17 protein-coding genes are annotated in these 17433 nt (G+C 72.6%); 6 read left to right on the forward strand and 11 right to left on the reverse strand.

All coding sequences use genetic code 11. The annotated features are described in order from the left end of the window. Positions 1-97 precede the first annotated feature (97 nt). The 10 genes from L2C96_RS13130 to L2C96_RS13175 all read right to left on the reverse strand — a co-directional run bounded on the left by L2C96_RS13130 (position 98) and on the right by L2C96_RS13175 (position 10918). Positions 98-763 (reverse strand): hypothetical protein, encoded by a 666-nt coding sequence (locus tag L2C96_RS13130; RefSeq protein ID WP_237336324.1) that lies wholly within the window; start codon positions 761-763, stop codon positions 98-100. Between the two features lie 662 nt (positions 764-1425). Next, a complete protein-coding gene (locus L2C96_RS13135; protein ID WP_237336325.1) occupies positions 1426-2490 on the reverse strand; it encodes an amidohydrolase family protein in 1065 nt (354 codons plus the stop codon). Beyond that, the gene (gene ffh / locus L2C96_RS13140) at positions 2491-4017 is read right to left on the reverse strand and encodes a signal recognition particle protein (RefSeq protein ID WP_017987574.1); all 1527 of its coding nucleotides are present in this window, start codon (positions 4015-4017) and stop codon (positions 2491-2493) included. It abuts the gene before it with no gap. Between the two features lie 78 nt (positions 4018-4095). Beyond that, on the reverse strand, positions 4096-4959 hold the full coding sequence (locus L2C96_RS13145; RefSeq protein WP_237336326.1) for a hypothetical protein: 864 nt from the start codon (positions 4957-4959) through the stop codon (positions 4096-4098). Beyond that, on the reverse strand, positions 4956-5255 hold the full coding sequence (locus L2C96_RS13150; RefSeq protein ID WP_237336327.1) for a YciI family protein: 300 nt from the start codon (positions 5253-5255) through the stop codon (positions 4956-4958). Before L2C96_RS13150 ends, L2C96_RS13145 begins: the two co-directional genes overlap by 4 nt. A 289-nt stretch (positions 5256-5544) precedes the next feature. After that, on the reverse strand, positions 5545-6426 hold the full coding sequence (gene ku, locus L2C96_RS13155; protein WP_237336328.1) for a non-homologous end joining protein Ku: 882 nt from the start codon (positions 6424-6426) through the stop codon (positions 5545-5547). A 38-nt stretch (positions 6427-6464) separates the two neighbouring features. Beyond that, positions 6465-6824, reverse strand: coding sequence for a hypothetical protein (locus tag L2C96_RS13160; RefSeq protein ID WP_020418146.1), 360 nt, complete (start codon positions 6822-6824; stop codon positions 6465-6467). A gap of 46 nt (positions 6825-6870) precedes the next feature. Further along, positions 6871-9183: a [protein-PII] uridylyltransferase gene (locus tag L2C96_RS13165; protein WP_020418145.1), complete on the reverse strand. Its 2313-nt coding sequence runs from the start codon at positions 9181-9183 to the stop codon at positions 6871-6873. 11 nt (positions 9184-9194) lie between these two features. Then, positions 9195-9533, reverse strand: coding sequence for a P-II family nitrogen regulator (locus L2C96_RS13170; protein ID WP_017987570.1), 339 nt, complete (start codon positions 9531-9533; stop codon positions 9195-9197). Beyond that, positions 9530-10918 carry an ammonium transporter gene (locus L2C96_RS13175; RefSeq protein WP_051123526.1) on the reverse strand — a complete coding sequence of 463 codons (1389 nt, stop codon included), beginning with the start codon at positions 10916-10918 and terminating at the stop codon, positions 9530-9532. Before L2C96_RS13175 ends, L2C96_RS13170 begins: the two co-directional genes overlap by 4 nt. A gap of 219 nt (positions 10919-11137) precedes the next feature. Between L2C96_RS13175 and L2C96_RS13180 the strand changes: the two genes are divergently transcribed. Further along, positions 11138-11983 (forward strand): putative RNA methyltransferase, encoded by an 846-nt coding sequence (locus L2C96_RS13180; protein WP_237336329.1) that lies wholly within the window; start codon positions 11138-11140, stop codon positions 11981-11983. Continuing rightward, positions 11980-12615, forward strand: a complete 636-nt coding sequence (locus L2C96_RS13185; protein WP_237336330.1) for a (2Fe-2S)-binding protein — start codon at positions 11980-11982, stop codon at positions 12613-12615. The genes L2C96_RS13180 and L2C96_RS13185 overlap by 4 nt, the downstream gene beginning before the upstream one ends. A gap of 356 nt (positions 12616-12971) precedes the next feature. Here the strand turns inward: L2C96_RS13185 and L2C96_RS13190 are convergent, their stop codons facing one another. Next, complete coding sequence (locus L2C96_RS13190; protein ID WP_237336331.1) at positions 12972-13784, reverse strand: alpha/beta fold hydrolase; 813 nt, start codon at positions 13782-13784, stop codon at positions 12972-12974. An 83-nt stretch (positions 13785-13867) separates the two neighbouring features. Between L2C96_RS13190 and L2C96_RS13195 the strand changes: the two genes are divergently transcribed. The 4 genes from L2C96_RS13195 to L2C96_RS13210 all read left to right on the forward strand — a co-directional run bounded on the left by L2C96_RS13195 (position 13868) and on the right by L2C96_RS13210 (position 17362). Then, positions 13868-15160: an O-acetylhomoserine aminocarboxypropyltransferase/cysteine synthase family protein gene (locus tag L2C96_RS13195; protein WP_237336332.1), complete on the forward strand. Its 1293-nt coding sequence runs from the start codon at positions 13868-13870 to the stop codon at positions 15158-15160. After that, positions 15157-15687, forward strand: a complete 531-nt coding sequence (locus L2C96_RS13200; protein ID WP_020418139.1) for a CoA-binding protein — start codon at positions 15157-15159, stop codon at positions 15685-15687. The genes L2C96_RS13195 and L2C96_RS13200 overlap by 4 nt, the downstream gene beginning before the upstream one ends. Positions 15688-15801: 114 nt before the next feature. Then, positions 15802-16575, forward strand: coding sequence for an MBL fold metallo-hydrolase (locus L2C96_RS13205; protein ID WP_020418138.1), 774 nt, complete (start codon positions 15802-15804; stop codon positions 16573-16575). A 13-nt stretch (positions 16576-16588) separates the two neighbouring features. Continuing rightward, entirely contained in the window at positions 16589-17362 is a 774-nt protein-coding gene (locus L2C96_RS13210) for an SDR family NAD(P)-dependent oxidoreductase (protein WP_237336333.1), read from the forward strand. The last annotated feature ends 71 nt before the right edge of the window (positions 17363-17433 follow it).

Below are 17433 nucleotides of genomic sequence, written 5' to 3' on the forward strand. Positions count from 1 at the left end.
TGGGCGCGATCAATCGACCCCGGGGCGTGAGCGGTGTCACCGGATCCACAGGCCGACGGCGACCGGTACCGGTGTGGCGAGCGCAGTCGGTGCGGCGCTAGCGGGGGTTGCCGGAGGCGTCGGCGACGAGCTCTCCGCGACGCTCGGCGCCCGACCGCCCGACGTGCACCCTGATTTCGACCGGTTCCCCGCGGCGCGGGCGGGTCACCTCGACGCGCAGCACGTCCGTGGCGTCGGGGTACCGCTGGCGCGCCTGGTCGATCAGGCCCGGGACCGCGCCGAAGTCGACCTCGTCCAGGCCGAACGCGTAGTCGGGATCCGGCCCTGCCGCGTCGCCCGGGGCCGGTGACAGGTCGCCGTCGCGGTAGATCACCGCGCGGTCGCCGCGCTGGCCGCGGATGACGTCGTGCTCGATGTAGATCGCGTCGTAGGTGGTGGCGACGCTGCGTAGCTCCTCGACGCCGGTCTCCAGGCCCTCGGCGGTCAGCAGGTCCGGGCCGCCGAACAGTTCCGCGCGCAGCGGGAGCAGGCCGGCGACGACAAGCACGACCGTCGCGACGGTGACCCGCTTCCAGTCGGCGGCTGCGCGGCCGTTCATCCGGGCGACGACCAGCGCGAAGACGGCGGCGAGCGTGCCCGCCGCACCCACCCCGAAGGCCGCCAGGTAGAGGCCCTCCCCCAGGACGAGCCCGCCGACGACACCGACGACGAGCAGGGTCAGCGGGACCGCGTAGAGCAGTCCCAGCGACTTGATGATCTTCACTCGGACATCTTGTTCAAGGATGGATCGGGACGGTAGCGGCATTTCGGCCGTCAGTGGCGGAGAGGGAAGGGGGCGGGGGCTCGCGTTGGGTGGTGGGGAGCGGATCGGCGGGGCGCGACGGCGCCTGCTGGCCGATGCTTGGGCCCAGTGGGGCAGCTGATGAGCTGATCGGCAACGCGGCAGAGGCGGCAGGGCGGCGGGTGCTGGTGCGGTGGGGCGGGGTGGGCGGCAGGTGCAGCAGGGCGGCAGGCGGTATGGCAGCGGGGCGGCTGGGCAGGCGAGGGCGGCGGGGCGGGCGGCAGGTGCAGCAGGGCGGCAGGCGGTATGGCAGCGGGGCGGCTGGGCAGGCGAGGGCGGCGGGGCGGCCAGGGGCGAACCGTGCAGCGGGCGGACAGGGCGGGCAGCCCAGTGGGCCAGGCAGCAACCCGGGCAGCCCAGCGGGCCAGGCGGGCAGGGCGGGCAGCCCTGCAGGCCAGACGGGCAGGGCTACCAGCACCGTAGGGCGGGCAGCAGGGCGCCCAGCGGCTGGGCGACCGGAGCGGCTAGAGCAGCGGGGCGGGCGGCAGCGCAAGAGGACGCCAGCGCAGCGGCGCGACGCAGGGCGGCAGAGGGAAAGCGGTGCCGCCAAACCACGTCCCCGCGGAGGCGGTCTCGGTGAACCCTCAGCGGATGATCGCGCCGCGGAGGATTATGTGCCTGGGTGTGCGCAGGGCGGAGAGGTCCTCGCGCGGGTCGGTGTCGTAGATCAGGAAGTCGGCGGGGGCGCCCTCGGTGATGGTGGCGTGGCCGAGCCACTTCCGGGCCGCCCAGGAGCCTGCGGCGAGCGCCTGCTCCGCGGTCATCCCCGCGCGGTGGAGGGCTTCCAGTTCGTCCACGAGCCGTCCGTGGGCGATCATGCCTCCCGCGTCGCTGCCCGCGTAGACCGCCACGCCGGCGTCGAGTGCGTTTCCGACCAGCTCGCCGACCCTCGCGTGCAGCGCCCTCATGTGGGCGGCGTACACCGGGTACTTGCCGGCCGCGTCCGCGATGCCCGGGAAGTTCTCGATGTTGATCAGCGTCGGCACCAGCGCCGTGCCCCGGCGGGCCATCTCGGCCAGCAACGACGGGTCCAGGCCGGTGCCGTGCTCCAGGCAGTCGATGCCCGCGTTGATCAGGCCCGGCAACGCGTCCTCGCCGAAGACGTGCGCCGTCACGCGAGCTCCGGCCTCGTGGGCGACCTTGATCGCCTCGGCCAGCACGTCGTCCGGCCACAGCGGCGCGAGATCGCCCACCGAACGGTCGATCCAGTCCCCCACCAGCTTGACCCAGCCGTCACCGTCCGCGGCCTGCTCGGCGACCGCCGCGGGCAGCTCGTCCGGGTGCGACAGGTCGATGCCCAGCCCGGGGATGTAGCGCTTGGGCAGCGCGAGGTGCCGCCCGGACCGGATGATCCGCGGCAGGTCGGCGCGCTCCTGCAGGGGGCGGGTGTCGATCGGCTGGCCGCAGTCGCGGATCAGCAGCGTCCCCGCGTCCCGGTCGGCCAGCGCGTTGACCACCGCGCCGTCCAGATCCGTCGGCCCGCCCGGCCCGATCGCCGGGTGGCAGTGGGCGTCCACCAGCCCCGGCACCAGGAAACCGTCCGCCACCAGGGTCCGCGCGCCCTCGACCGGGGAGAACGTGACCCTGCCGTCACTGATCCAGACGTCGCGCTGCTCACCGTCGGGCAGCACCACCCCGCGCAGGTGCATCTACTTGTTCTTCGGCAGCTTGAACTTGGAGGGGTCGAAACCGGGCACGTCGTTCATGCCGCCGCCGAGCTGGGACAGGTCGGGCATGCCGCCGCCGGCGCCACCGGGCGGGAGCATCGGCATGCCGCCGGGGAACCCGCCGCGCACCTTGGGCTGCGTGGGGCCCTTGCCCTTCTTCCCCTTCTTGCCCTTCTTGCGCTTGGTCGCGCTGCCACCGCCGAAGCCGAAGCGGCCCGCCATCTGCTGCATCATCTTGCGGGCCTCGAAGAACCGGTTCACCAGGTCGTTGACCTCGCGAACAGTCACACCCGAACCCTGCGCGATGCGCTGACGGCGCGAACCGTTGATCATCTTCGGATCGGCTCGCTCGGCCGGGGTCATGCCGCGGATGATCGCCTGCAGGCGGTCCAGGTGTTTGTCGTCGACCTGCGCGAGCTGGTCCTTCATCTGCCCCGCGCCGGGCAGCATGCCGAGCAGGTTGCCGATCGGGCCCATCTTGCGGACCGCGAGCATCTGCTCCAGGAAGTCCTCCAGCGTGAGCTGGCCGGTGCCCAGCTTCGCCGCGGCCTTCTCGGCCTGCTCCTGGTCGAAGGCCTGCTCGGCCTGCTCGATCAGGGTGAGCAGGTCGCCCATGCCGAGGATCCGGCTGGCCATCCGGTCCGGGTGGAAGGTGTCGAAGTCCTCGAGCTTCTCACCGTTGGAGGCGAACAGGATCGGCTGGCCGGTGACCTGCCGGACGGACAGCGCCGCACCACCGCGGGCGTCACCGTCGAGCTTGGTCAGCACCACACCGGTGAAGCCGACGCCGTCGCGGAACGCCTCGGCCGTGGTGACCGCGTCCTGACCGATCATCGCGTCGACGACGAACAGGATCTCGTCCGGCTGGACCGCGTCGCGGATGTCCGCGGCCTGCTTCATCAGCTCCTCGTCGACACCGAGCCGTCCGGCGGTGTCGACGATCACGATGTCGTGCTGCGCGTGCTTGGCCTCGTCGATGCCGCGGCGGGCGACGTCCACCGGGTCGCCGACGCCGTTGCCCGGCTCGGGCGCGAACGTCTGGACCCCGGCGCGCTCGCCGACGACCTGCAGCTGCGTGACCGCGTTGGGGCGCTGGAGGTCACAGGCGACCAGCAGCGGCGCGTGCCCCTGCTTCTTGAGGAACAACGCGAGCTTGCCCGCCAGCGTCGTCTTACCGGAACCCTGCAGACCGGCGAGCATGATCACCGTCGGCGGGTTCTTGGCCAGGCTCAGCCTGCGGGTCTCGCCGCCGAGGATGCCGATGAGCTCCTCGTTGACGATCTTGATGACCTGCTGCGCCGGGTTGAGGGCCTCGGAGACCTCGGCGCCCTTCGCGCGTTCCTTGACGTGCGCGATGAACTCCCGGACGACGGGCAGCGCGACGTCGGCCTCCAGCAGCGCGATGCGGATCTCGCGCGCGGTGGCGTCGATGTCGGCGTCGGTCAGCTTCCCCTTGCCCCGCAGGTTCTGCAGGACCGAAGTGAGCCGGTCGGAGAGGGTGTCGAACACGGGTGTGCACGCTCCAGCTGGTCGTGGTTGTCCGCCTGCGGCGTCCCACCAGGGTAGCCGCTCGTGGCGGGTGACCTGTCAGGCCTGCCGTTCGGCGAGCAGCCGCATCCCGCCGGGTTCCAGCAGCACCACGCACGGGACCAGCTCGGTCGTGTCGTACTCGGAGCCCAGCACCTGCTCGTGGATCACCTCCGCCCAGCCCGAGTCCGCGCCTGCCACGAACAGCTCGTCCGGACAGGGCAGGCCGACCACCAGCCGCTCTGTGCCGAGGTTGCGGGACATCTGCGCGGCGAAGTCGTCCAGCGCCAGCGCGGAGCCGGCCAGCCAGTTCTCGCGGGTGAGGTGCAGCAGGTCGCCGCGCTCGCCGCGGTGGCCGGTGACGCGCAGGCCGCGCTTGAGGTTCGCGCCCGCCTCGGCCATCAGCTCGGCGAACGGCGGCGAGCCCAGCTCCTGGTAGCCGTGCGTGGTGACGTGGTGCATGCCGACGGTGCCGCGCGGGGTGGGGCCGACGTGGGCGAGTGCGACGGACAACCGGCCGGGCACCAGCGGGTGGTGCGGGACCGCACCGAGCACCTCGGCCCGCGGCGACGACGCGCTCCACAGCACCGGCAGCAGCTCCGGCTCGGGGGCGGCCTGCTCCGCCAGCACGCGCTCGGCCTCGGCGAACGCGGCCGCCCAGCCGTCCGGGCCCGGGCGGTCGAAGCTGTAGGTCTGCCGGATGCCGGGGAACATCAGCGCCACCAACCCGAGGTCCTCGGCGGAGGGCTCCCACTCGCTGTAGACGGCGGCGACGTCCCCCGGCTGGACCTGGCGCTCGGCGCGCACCTTGGCCCACGCCTGCCGCAGGGCGTCGTCCGCCACGGTGGGGGCGCTCGCGACGACCGGTTCGTCCAGGCCGTGGAGCTGGAAGGCGAAGAGGTTCTGCGTCACGTCCGTGTTCACGCCGCGCTCACCAGCCCCGCCAGCGCCGGGTGGGCGCGGCCGACGTCGATCGTGGTGATGGAGTACTCGGCGACACCGGCCCGCACGAACGGGTCCTCGGTGGTGATGGCCAGTGCCGCGGCCCGGTCGACGCCACGCGCGAGGATCGCGCCGCCCTCGCTCGCGGGCACCGTCTGCCCCGACGCGATGAACGTGCCCGCGGCGTGGTGCCGCTCGAGGTACTCGACGTGGCCGGCGATGTGCGGCTCCACGTCCGCCTCGCTCCCCAGGTAGCGCAGGATCAGCAGATGCAGCATGCGCGACATCCAACCGCGCATGGGAAAGTGCGGGTGGCCCGCCCCCTCGCCGGGCCACCCGCACACGCACGCCGCGACCGCCGGTCCCCCGGTGCTCGCCGTACCCCCAGTCCCAGCGAGTCCCTCCGGACATCCGTGGCGTGATGTCCCAAGACTGCCGGTTCCGCGAGGCACGGGGCAGCGTGAAGACCCCCAAGTAGTGGTAGGTAGATCTACTCAGGAACCGCGTGCGCGCAGGGGTGTGACCCGCATCGCGCGGGTGCGTGACGCGGGTTCGGGCAAAAAGATTTCAGCGCTGCGACTTGGGCGCCGACTTCACCTTCGACGTGGCCTTGCGCGCCCGGCCCTTCGCCTCCGCGGCCTTCTTCGCGGCCGCCTTGGCCTTCGCGACGCCCTGGTCGGCGTCGGTGCGGTCCTGCGCGCTGCTCTGCAACGCCTGCAGCAGTTCGGTGACGGCCTCGTCCTGGATCGCGGCGGTCGGGCGGACCACCTCGCGGCCCTCGACCTTCGCGTCGACCAGGTCGTGCAGCGCGGCCGCGTAGCCGTCGGCGAAGGCGGACGGCTCGAAGTCGCCGGAGAGGTTCTCGATGAGGTTCGCCGCGGCCCGCAGCTCGGGCATGCGCACGTCGATGTCCTCGTGCAGGAACGGGAAGTCGGGGCGGCGGACCTCGTTCGGCCAGTGCATCGTGTCGAGCACGATCAGCTGGTCGCGCACCCGCAGCGCGCCCAGGGTCTCCCGCTGCCGGATCGCGACCTTCACCAGCGCGACGCGGCCCGCGGTGAGCAGCGCCTCGGCCAGCAGCACGTACGGCTTCGTGGCCGGGACCTCGGGCTGCAGGTAGTAGCTCTTGATGAAGTAGACCGGGTCGATCTGCGACGGCGGGACGAACCCGCACACCTGGATCGAGTGAGCGCTTTCCGGCGCCAGTGACGCCAGTTCCGCCTCGGACAGGACGACGACGTCGCCGCCGGGCAGGGCGTAGCCGCGGCCGACCTCCTCCGCCGGGATCTCGGCGCCGTCGACCTCGCAGACCCGTTTGAACCGCAGCCGCCCGCCGTCGGTCAGGTGCAGCTGGTGCAGGCCGCTGCCGGGCTCCTCGGTGGCGCTGTACGCCTTCACCGGGATGGCGAAGCTGCCGACCCCGATCGTGCCCTTCCAGACTGTCCGCATCCCACCGACGTTAGCGACGCGGGAACGACGTTCAACAGCTACAAACGGGTGCTCTCACCGGCGTTCGCGGCGATGAACGCGGCCAGCGGCTCGCTCTCGCCGAGCGCGTCCGCCGAATAGCCGAACGCGGCGCCTGCTGCCTGGAGTATCTCCACGAGCGCGGCCATTTCGGCCGACGGCATCGCGGCCAGCGCGCCGAACCGCGCTTCGCCGAGCCGCTCGGCGAGCCCGGTGAGCGCGCCGGACAGGTGGCGCTGCCCGGCGACGAGGTGTTTGAGGACGGCGACGATCTCCCCGAGATCGGTTTCCGGCGCCCGGTCCAGCTCCGCGGCGCAGGCCTCCAGGTGCGCGGCGGCGACCGTGAGCGGCAGGATCGTCGACTCTGGCACGAGCGACATCCTGCCACCCCCGATCAAGAAAACCGTGGCGACACCCCGGAGCGGATCACGACGCCGCGGCGAGCACCGCCTGCTCGACCCGCTGCCGCCAAGCCGGGTCCAGCTTCCCGTCGCGCGGGGAGACGGCGAAGGAGTCCACGACGGCCGCGCCGAGCGTGGCGACCTTGGCCCACTTCACCTCCGCGCCGCAGGACTGCAGCGCGCCGGCGACCCGGTGCAGCAGGCCGATCCGGTCGGTGGCCCGCAGTTCCAGCACGACCGTGTTCGGACCGCTGGTCTCGTCGTCGAACCACAGCACCTTCGGCCTGGCCGACACCCGCGTCGGCTGGTAGTCCCGTTCCTTCGCCGCGAGCTTCGCCTCCAGCGCGAGCCCACCGGCGACCGCCCGCGCGAACTGCTCGCGCAGCAGCGCCGGATCGGGCAGCGATCCGAACTTCGGGGACGCGGTGAAGATCCCGGCCCGTCCGCCGTCGTGGCCGCGCAGGACCGCGGTGTGCACCTCCAGCGAGTGCAGCGCGAGCACCCCGGCCGCGGGGGCCAGCAGGTCGGTGCGCGCGGGGGCGGCGACCACCACCGTGGCCATCTTGCCGTCGTGCGTGATCAGAACTTCGCTGCGGCCGGACGCCACCGCCGCGGCGACCAGCTCGCGCCGGCGCGCGTCGAGCGGCTCCGGCGGGCTGAACCCCTTGCCCTGCACGACCTGGCGGCACCGGTTGACCAGGTTGGCGACCAGCCCGGCCTTCCAGTCGGTCCACATGCCGGGCCCGGTGGCCAGCGAATCGGCCTGGGTCAGCGCGTGCAGCAGTTCCAGCAGGACCACGTCGTTGTCGACGGTCTTGGCCACCCGCGCGACGGTGCTTGGCTCCTCGATGTCGCGGCGGGTCGCGGTGTGCACCAGCAGCAGGTGGTGCCGCACCGCGGCGGAGACGAGCGCGGCGTCGGAGTCGGGCAGCCCGATGCGGCGGGCGACCTGCATCGAGATCGCGGCGCCCAGCTCGGAGTGGTCGGCCTCGCGGCCCTTGCCGATGTCGTGCAGGAGCGCGGCCAGCAGCAGCAGGTCCGGCCGGGACACCGTGGTGGTGAGCTTCGCGGCCTCGACCGCGGTCTGCACGAGGTGCCGGTCGACGGTCCACTCGTGCACCGGCTCCCGCGGCGGGAGGTCGCGTACCGCGCCCCACTCCGGGAACAAGCGTGCCCACAGGCCGGTGCGGTCCAGCGCCTCGACCGCGTCGATCAGGCCCTCGCCCGCGCCGAGGAGTTCGGTGAGCGAGTCCCGCGCGTCGGGCGGCCACGGCGTGCGCAGTTCCGGCGCCGAATCGGCGAGCGTGCGCAGGGTGCCGTGGGAAATCGGGGTGCGGGTGCGGGCGGAGGCGGCCGCGACGCGCAGCAGCAGCGCGGGGTCCTTGGCCGGGACGGCGTCCCTGGCCAGCGCGACCTCGTTGCCGTGCAGCACCACGCCGTCGTCCAGCGGGGTGCGGCTGGGCCGGCGCGAGAACCGCCCGCGCGGCACCTCGGCCGTCGCGCGCAACGCGACGTCGACCGCGTACCCGACCGCGCGCCCGGCGCCGGAGAGCTTGCGCGCCAGCGTGAACCGGTCGCCGAACCCGAGTTCGGCGGCCACCAGCTCGGCGTCCACACCGGACAGCACGTCCCGGTCGCGCCGCAGTTCGCGCCGCATCTCGGTGCGCACGTCCAGCAGCAGTTCCCTGGCCTGGCGCAGTTCCTCGCCCGGCCGGTCGGTGAGCTGGGCGACGGCGAGCGCCTCCAGCACCCCGAGGTCACGCAGGCCGCCCCGGCCGTACTTGAGGTCGGGCTCGGCGGACTGGGCGATCTCCCCGCTGCGCTGCCAGCGCTTGCGGGTCGATTCGGCCAGCTCCGGCAGGCGTTTGCGCGCGGTGCGGCGCCACTGGTCGCGCGCCGCCGTGGCGAGCCTGCCGGTCAGCTCGGCGTCCCCGGCGATGTGCCGGGCGTCGAGCAGTCCCATCGCGGTCCGCAGGTCCTCGGAGGCGACCTGGAGGGCCTCCCCCGGTGTGCGGACCGAGTGGTCGAGGCCGATGCGCGCGTCCCACAGCGGGTACCACAGCGCGTCGGCGATTTCGGCGATCCCCGGGTGCTGGTTGTGGACGAGGACGAGGTCCAGGTCCGAGAACGGCACGAGTTCGCGGCGGCCGAGGCCGCCGACGGCGACCAGCGCGACACCGGGTTCGGCGGTGTCCACGCCGGCCGCCGCGGCGGCCTTGCTGAGCCAGAACTCGTACAGGTCCACCAGCGCGGCGCGCAGTGCCGAGGCACCGAGCCTGCCGTGCCGGCCTTCCAGCAACCGGTTCGCCGCCTTGGCGAGTTCCCCCCCGACGACCATCCGGTGCTTCCCTAGAGCGCGTCCGTGCCGCGCTCGCCGGTACGGACGCGGACGACGGTCTCGACCGGGGTGACCCAGACCTTGCCGTCGCCGATCTTGCCGGTGTGGGCGGCGTTGACGATGGCCTCGATGACCTTCTCGACGTTCGCGTCGTCGGTGAGCACCTCGACCCGCAGCTTGGCCACGAAGTCGACGGCGTACTCGGCGCCGCGGTAGACCTCGGTGTGGCCCTTCTGCCTGCCGTAGCCCTGCACCTCGCTGACGGTCATGCCGAGCGTGCCCAGCTGCTCCAGCGCGGCGCGGATGTCGTCCAGCGTGAACGGCTTGACGATGGCGGTGATCAGCTTCATGCCTTGCTTCCTTCCAGGGCCGCCCCGTCCTTCGACGGCAGCGGAGCGGGGGACGATCCACTGTGGCCGCCGATGCTGCCGCCAACGAAGTCGTACGCGCTCTCCGCGTGCTGCGCCTCGTCGATGCCGCTGACCTCGTCCTCCTTGCTGACCCGGAAACCGCCGGCGACCTTGATGATCCCGCCGATGATGAAGGTCAGGACGAACGAGTACACCAGCACGACACCGGCCGCAGCGGCCTGCTTGCCCAGCTGCGTGAACCCGCCGCCGTAGAAGAGGCCGTCGGCGCCCAGCGAGTTGACGCTGGTGGTGCCGAAGAAGCCGATCAGCAGCGTGCCGACGAGACCACCGACGAGGTGCACGCCGACCACGTCGAGCGAGTCGTCGAAGCCCAGCTTGTACTTGAGGCTGACGGCCAGCGCGCAGACGGCGCCCGCGATGACACCGATCGCGATCGAGCCGAGCGGCGTGACGAAACCGGCGGCCGGGGTGATGGCGACCAGACCGGCGATCGCGCCGGACGCGGCGCCGAGCGTGGTCGGCTTGCCGAACCGCAGCTGTTCCACGATCAGCCAGCCGAGGACGGCGGCCGCGGTGGCGACGGTCGTGTTGGTGAAGGCGACACCGGCGAGGTCACCGGCGCTCAGCGCGGAACCGGCGTTGAAGCCGTACCAGCCGAACCACAGCAGGCCGGCGCCGAGCAGGACGAACGGCACGTTGTGCGGGCGACCGGTGTCGCGCGGCCAGCCGCGGCGCTTGCCGAGGACCAGCGCCAGCGCCAGGCCCGCCGCGCCGGCGTTGATGTGGACCGCGGTGCCACCGGCGAAGTCCAGTGCCTTGAGCTCGTTGGCGATCCAGCCGCCGACCGCGTCGGCGCTCATGAAGCCGTCGAACGCGAACACCCAGTGCGCCACCGGGAAGTAGACGATCGTCACCCACACCACGACGAACAGCGCCCAGCCCCAGAACTTGGCGCGGTCGGCGATGGCACCGGAGATCAGCGCCGGGGTGATGATGGCGAACATCAGCTGGAACATGGCGAACACGAGCATCGGGATGCCGTCGCCGCCCGGCCACGGGATCTCCGGCGTCGTGTCGGTCGCCGCGGTGGCGAAGCCGACCAGCTGACCCCAGGTGTCCGCCATGCCCGCGTGGCTGAAGTTGCCCAGCAGCCCGCTGAACGCGTCGTCGCCGAACGCCATCGTGAACCCGTAGAGGGTCCACAGCACGGCGACGATCGCCAGGCAGATGAAGTTCATCATGAGCATGTTCAGGACGCTCTTCACGCGGACCATGCCGCCGTAGAAGAACGCCAACCCTGGTGTCATGAGCATGACCAGCGCGGCGCTGGCCAACACCCATGCGGTGTCTCCTGCGTTCAGCACATCGTCCTCCCGTACACGAGATATTGACGGGGAGTTTTCGATTCCCGTGTTTCACGACGGCACTTCGCACGTTTCCCGCGGGTGAACTGTGCCGCCGCTCTTGTTACGAGCACGTTTCGCGCCACCAGGGCTGATATGTCCGGTCACGAAACGTCGGCGTCGAATACCGCCCGTCACCGGTGACGTTGGGTGAGCCCGCCGGTGTGATGAGATGTGGGCATGACCAGGCCCGCCACGCTGCCCGGCGCCGTCGTCGCGGCGTTGCGGTGCCCGTTGTGCGCGTCCGCGTTCGACCTCGACGGGCGGTCGCTGCGGTGCCCGTCGCGGCACTCGTTCGACCTGGCGAAACAGGGGTACGTGAACCTGCTGCACGCCGGCATCCCGGCGGGCACGGCCGACACCGCGGAGATGGTCGCCGCGCGGGTGGCGTTCCTCGGCGCGGGGCACTACGACGGGTTGCGGGACCTGTTGGCGCAGGTAGCGTCAGGTGCCGTCGGTGACGGCCTGGTGGTCGACGCGGGCGCCGGCACGGGCTACTACCTCGCCGGCGTGCTCGACCGGCTGCCGGACGCGGCGGGGCTCGCGCTGGACGTCTCGGCGGTCGCCCTCCGCCGCGCCGCGAAGGCGCACGCGCGGCTGGGGGCGGCGGTGTGGAACCTGTGGGAGCCGTGGCCGGTCGCGGCGGAGACGGCCGCGGTGGTGCTGAACGTGTTCGCGCCGCGCAACGCCGCCGAGTTCCGGCGGGTGCTGCGGCCGGGCGGGACTTTGCTCGTCGTGTCGCCCGAACGGGGGCACCTGGCCGAACTCGCGGCGGTGGCGCCGGTTCTCGAGGTGGATTCGCGGAAGGAAGAACGTCTCGACGCCGCGTTGTCGGAGCATTTCGAACTGGTGTCCCGGCGGTCGCTGCGGGACCGGGTGACGCTGGAGCCGGACGACGTCCGCAACGCCGTGCGGATGGGGCCGACCGGGCACCACCCGGACCGCCTGGCCGCGCTCGACGGCGTGGCCGGACCGGCGGCGGTGACGCTCGCGTTTTCGTTGTCGGAGTACCGGAGGACCGCATGACAGCCGTGCCGGCGACCGCGATCACCGACCGCGACTGGCTGTCCGCGCAGCTGCGGCTGGCCGCCGGGCTGTACGGCGACGCCGGGCCGGTCGTGCTGGGGACGATCTGGTGGTACTCGGTGTCGGCGGTGCTGGTGACGCCCGCGCTGGACCCGCTGGTGGCGACCGGGCGCGCGATGGACCCCGCGCTGGAGGCGGTGACGCTGGACGTGGTGCCCGACGGCCGGGTGCTGGACGCCCGCTCGTCGCGGCCGCTGGGGTCCGATGTGGACGAAATCGGCAAGGCGCTGGCCGGGTCGCTGGACGCCGGGATCGCCGCCGTGGCCGAGGTGAGCGGCGCCGGAACCCGGGCGTTGTGCGCGATCGCGACCGACTCGATCGCGAACGTCCTGTTGTGGGCCGGGAAGGCGGCCGGGGACGTCGCGCGCGGGGTGTCGCTGGCCGGCGCGGTGGTCGCCGCCGTGGGCGACCACCTGCCCAGGCCCCGCTTCGTCGAGGTCGGCGGAACCCCGGTGGTGCGGCGGGCGTCGTGCTGCCTGATCTACCGGACCGGCGGGGCGCCCAAGTGCGTCAGCTGCCCGCGCCAGACGCCTTCGGAGCGGGAGCAGCGGTTGCGGATGACGTTCGGCTGAGGGATCAGCGCACCGCACGGGGCTCGCGGACGCCGGCCGGTTGCAGCAAACCCACAGACAGCGCGACGACGAACAGACCGAGCCCGACGAGCAGTCCGGTCTGGGTCACCGAAGCGAACCCGTGTCCGGCCCAGCCGCCCGAAGAACGCTGTGCCGATCGTCACGGGCCCGGCCGACAGCCCCAACTGGACGGCGGTGTTGACGACCCCGGACGCGGCGCCCCCGTCCGCCTCGCCCGCGCCGGACAGCGTGGCGACCATGAGCTGTCCGCGGTGGCGTCCCACTTCGCGGAGCAACTCGCACGGCTCTTCGGGACGAAGGGCTGACTCCAGCTGGACGGGAGCAGCGGTTGCGGCTCACGTTCGGCTGAGGAACTCGTCCAGCAGCTTGTTGACGGTGTCCGGCACCTCGGCGGCGACGAGGTGGGCCGCGTCCTCGATGACGACCAGTTCGGCGCCCGGGATGGCGGCGGCCATCTCCTCGACCTCGCCGGGCGGGAAGGTCGCGTCCTCGCGGCCGCCGATGACCAGCACGGGCGTGCTGATCGAGGCGAGCAGCCCGCGCTGGTCCGGCCGCCGGGACACGACGCTGGTCACCGCGTGCCTCACGGACCGTGGATCGTTGCGGCGGGCCAGGCCGAGGACGCGGGCGACGACCTCCGGCCGGGTGCGCAGCGAGGTCGGCCCGAGGAACGCCTTGACCACCGACCCGGTGAGCGGCGGGCGGATGCCGCCCAGGAGCCGCACCGCCGCCACGAGCACCGCGTACTCGGCCTTCTGACGGTCCGGCGCGGCGGAGGCGGTGCCGTTCATCAACGTGCTGGTGAGCACCCGCTCCGGGTGGCGCGCGGCGAAGGTGGCCCCGACCATCGCGCCCCACGAGTTGCCGACGAAGTGCGCCCGCTCGAACCCGAGCGCGTCCAAGACCTCGCAGACGACCCCCGCGCACTCGTCGAGGGTGAAGGTCCTGGTGAGCGCGCTGCTGGCGCCGTGCCCGGGTGGATCGAGGGCGACGGTGGTGTACCGCTGCGCGAAGTGGCCGGCCTGCGCCTGCCAGAGCGTGTGATCCATCAGGAGGCTGGGCCACATCACGATCGGTTCACCGGAGCCGCGGACGGCGACCCGGAGCGTGCCGAGAGCGGTGGGGACGTCCCGATCCTCGTTGATCATGAACTCACCGTACGCGGCGCGCTCGGGGTCCACCGCGCGGGAACGGTCGCCCGACCGCCGCACCGGGAGGTAGCGTCGGCCGGGTGAGTGAGCGCAGCTGGGGCTTCCGCACCCGCGCCCTGCACGCCGGCGGGTCTCCCGATCCGGTGACCGGGGCGCGGGCGGTGCCGATCTACCAGACCACGAGTTTCGTCTTCGAGGACGCGGCCGACGCGGCGAACCTGTTCGCGTTGCAGAAGTACGGCAACATCTACAGCCGGATCGGCAACCCGACCGTGGCGGCCTTCGAAGAGCGCCTGGCCAGCCTGGAGGGCGGCATCGGCGGCGTCGCGACCAGCAGCGGGCAGGCCGCGGAGTTCCTCACGTTCGCGGCGCTGACCGAGGCGGGCGACCACGTCGTGTCGGCGAGCGGGCTCTACGGCGGCACCGTCACGCAGCTGGACGGGACCCTGCGCCGCTTCGGCGTGGACTCGACCTTCGTGGCCGGCGACAGCCTGGACGACTACGCGGCCGCGATCACCGACCGCACCCGGCTGATCTTCACCGAGGTCATCGGCAACCCGAGTGGCGGCATCGCGGACCTCGCCGGGCTCGCCGACCTCGCGCACAGTCACGACATCCCGCTGGTGGTCGACGCGACGCTGGCGACGCCGTACCTGTGCCGCCCGATCGAGCACGGCGCGGACATCGTGCTGCACTCGGCGACGAAGTTCCTCGGCGGGCACGGCACCACGCTCGGCGGGATCGTCGTCGAATCGGGCACGTTCGACTGGGGCAACGGGAAGTTCCCGCGCATGACCGAGGTCGTGCCGAGCTACGGCGGCCTCAAGTACTGGGAGAACTTCGGCGAGTACGCGTTCTGCACCCGGCTGCGTGCCGAGCAGCTGCGGGACATCGGCGCGGTGCTGTCGCCGCACTCGGCGTTCCTGCTGCTCCAGGGCGTCGAGACGCTGCCGCAGCGGATGGACGCGCACCTGGCCAACGCCAAGGCGGTCGCGGAGTTCCTGGACGCCGACGACCGCGTGGCGTGGGTGAGCTACGCCGGGCTGCCCGGGCACAAGCACCACGAGCTGGCGAAGAAGTACCTGCCGCTCGGGCCGGGCGCGGTGTTCTCGTTCGGCGTCAAGGGCGGGCGCGCGGCGGGCGAGAAGTTCGTCGAGTCCGTCGAGCTGCTGTCGCACCTGGCGAACGTCGGCGACGCCCGCACGCTGGTCATCCACCCCGCCTCCACGACGCACCAGCAGCTCTCCGACGAGCAGCTGGAGGCGGGCGGCGTCGGCCCGGACCTGATCCGGCTGTCGGTCGGGCTGGAGGACGCCGAGGACATCCTGTGGGACATCGACCAGGCCCTGACCGCGGCGGTGAAGGCCGCATGAGCCTCGAGACGACCGTGCCCGCCGGAGCCGTCCGGTCGGAATCGCCCCTGTCCTGGTCTCCGCCGACGGCGCGGGAGCGGCTCGCGCTGCTGTCGCGGACGAAGTCGGTGACGATCGTGGGCGCGTCGGACAACCCGGCGCGGCCGAGCTACTTCGTCGCGACCTACCTGCTGTCCTCCAGCGAGTACGAGGTGCACTTCGTCAACCCGCGGCTGTCGACGCTGCTGGGCCGTCCGGTGTACCCGTCGCTGGCGGACGTGCCGGGTGAGCCGGACCTGGTCAGCGTGTTCCGCAAGCACTCCGACCTGCCCGAAGTGGCCGAGGAAGTGATCAAGGCGGGCGCGCGGACGCTGTGGCTGCAGCTGGGCCTGTGGCACGAGCCGGTGGCGCAGCGGGCGAGCGAGGCGGGCCTCGACGTGGTGATGAACCGGTGCGTGAAGATCGAGCACGCGCGCTTCGCGGGCGGGTTGCACCTGGCCGGTTTCAACACCGGGGTGATCTCCTCGCGGCGGCGGTTGAAGCCCTGATCCCCCGCCCACGGAAGCGATCCGGCGCAACTCACCCTCCACTGAGGCTCCTCCGGGAACGGCCGTTCGTGTCAGACTCATTGGTGTGGCGGGAAGTTCCCCGTGTGGAGGTGGGTGCTGGTGATGGCGAACGGTGTGCAGGTGACCTACGTCGGCGGCCCGACGCTGCTCCTGGAGGTGGGTGGCAAGCGGTTCCTGACCGACCCGACGTTCAGCCCGGCCGGCGTGCACGAGACGACGCCGGGGCGGCCGCTGACGAAGACCGAGGGCCCCGGCCTGTCCGCGGCGGAGGTCGGCCCGGTCGACGCGGTGCTGCTGTCGCACGACCAGCACGCGGACAACCTCGACCCGGACGGCCGCCGGTACGTCGAACAGGCCCTGCTGACGCTCACCACGCCGAGCGGCGCGCGCAGGCTGGGCGGCACCGCGCAGGGGCTCGCGCCGTGGCACCAGCTGCACATCGGGCCGGTCGCGGTGACCGCCGTGCCTGCCCAGCACGGGCCGAAGGGCAGCGAGGAGCTGACCGGTGAGGTCATCGGTTTCGTGCTGACCGGCCAGGACCTGCCGACGGTGTACGTCAGCGGGGACAACGCGTCGCTCGACGTGGTGCGGGACATCTCCCGCCGCCTGCGGCGCCTGGACCTGGCGGTGCTGTTCGCAGGCGCCGCGCGCACGTCCCTGTTCGACGGCGCCCCGCTGACCCTCACCAGCGAGGACGCCGCCGAGGCCGCCCACGCGCTGCGGGCGCGCAACATCGTGCCCGTGCACACCCGCGGGTGGGCCCACTTCAGCGAGGGCCCCGACGAGGTGCGGAAGGCGTTCGCCGGGGCGGGGTTGAGCGACCGGCTGCACGTGCTGGAACCGGGCGAAAGCGCACATATCAGCTGATACGTTCGGTTCCATGATCGAAACCGGCTTGCGTGACCGGACGGTTCTGGTCACCGGTGGCGCGGGCGGCATCGGCGCGGCGATCAGCCGCGCGTTCGCCGCCGAGGGGGCGCGGGTCGCGGTGCACTACCTGGCGGAGGACCCGGCGCCGCCGGAGGGTGGCGAGTGGGCGCACGTCACGCCCGCGGTGGAGGCGGCGGTTTCGCTGGCGCGGGACCTGGGTGGGGTCGCGGTCGCGGCGGACCTGGCGGATCCGGAGGGCCCACGCCGCCTGGTGGCCGAGGTGGCGGAGCAGCTCGGCCCGGTGGACGTGCTGGTCAACAACGCGGCGCACTGCGAGACGCCGGACACGATCGACGCGCTGTCGGCGGCGTCGTTGGAGCGGCATTACCGGGTCAACGCGGTGGCGCCCGCGTTGCTGATCGCCGAGGTGGCGCGACGGCGGGGCGCGGAGCCGCCGTGCGTGGTGAACGTCTCGACCGACAGCGCCAGGGCTTTCCCGGGGCAGATCGGATACGGGACCTCGAAAGCAGCGCTGGAGGCGCTGACGCGCGCGAGCGCGCTGGACCTGGGCGGGCAGGGGATCCGGGTGAACGCGGTCGCGCCGGGGCCCGTGCAGACGGGCTGGATGAGCGCCGCGCTCGAGGAGGAGGTGCGAGGCCTGGTGCCGCTCGGCCGGGTCGGCGAGCCGGAGGACATCGCCGACGCCGTGGTGTTCCTCGCTTCGCGGCAGGCGCGCTGGATCACCGGCCAGGTGCTCCAGGTGGCAGGCGGACACGCGCTCTGACACGTCCCGGGCAGCCCGCGCGCCGTCAGCCCGCGCTGTCGGTGAACCGCCGTTCGAAGTCCGCCCGGCCA

This window comes from Amycolatopsis tucumanensis, assembly GCF_021654135.1.
Lineage (GTDB): Bacteria > Actinomycetota > Actinomycetes > Mycobacteriales > Pseudonocardiaceae > Amycolatopsis_E > Amycolatopsis_E tucumanensis.

Excerpts from the sequence above, each read along its gene's own strand:
- L2C96_RS13135 (WP_237336325.1), bottom strand. The coding sequence starts at position 2,490 with ATGCACCTGCGCGGGGTGGTGCTGCCCGACGGTGAGCAGCGCGACGTC.
- L2C96_RS13150 (WP_237336327.1), bottom strand. The coding sequence starts at position 5,255 with ATGCTGCATCTGCTGATCCTGCGCTACCTGGGGAGCGAGGCGGACGTG.
- ku (WP_237336328.1), bottom strand. The coding sequence starts at position 6,426 with ATGCGGACAGTCTGGAAGGGCACGATCGGGGTCGGCAGCTTCGCCATC.
- L2C96_RS13160 (WP_020418146.1), bottom strand. The coding sequence starts at position 6,824 with ATGTCGCTCGTGCCAGAGTCGACGATCCTGCCGCTCACGGTCGCCGCC.
- L2C96_RS13165 (WP_020418145.1), bottom strand. The coding sequence starts at position 9,183 with ATGGTCGTCGGGGGGGAACTCGCCAAGGCGGCGAACCGGTTGCTGGAA.
- L2C96_RS13170 (WP_017987570.1), bottom strand. The coding sequence starts at position 9,533 with ATGAAGCTGATCACCGCCATCGTCAAGCCGTTCACGCTGGACGACATC.
- L2C96_RS13180 (WP_237336329.1), top strand. The coding sequence starts at position 11,138 with ATGACCAGGCCCGCCACGCTGCCCGGCGCCGTCGTCGCGGCGTTGCGG.
- L2C96_RS13185 (WP_237336330.1), top strand. The coding sequence starts at position 11,980 with ATGACAGCCGTGCCGGCGACCGCGATCACCGACCGCGACTGGCTGTCC.
- L2C96_RS13190 (WP_237336331.1), bottom strand. The coding sequence starts at position 13,784 with ATGATCAACGAGGATCGGGACGTCCCCACCGCTCTCGGCACGCTCCGG.
- L2C96_RS13200 (WP_020418139.1), top strand. The coding sequence starts at position 15,157 with ATGAGCCTCGAGACGACCGTGCCCGCCGGAGCCGTCCGGTCGGAATCG.
- L2C96_RS13210 (WP_237336333.1), top strand. The coding sequence starts at position 16,589 with ATGATCGAAACCGGCTTGCGTGACCGGACGGTTCTGGTCACCGGTGGC.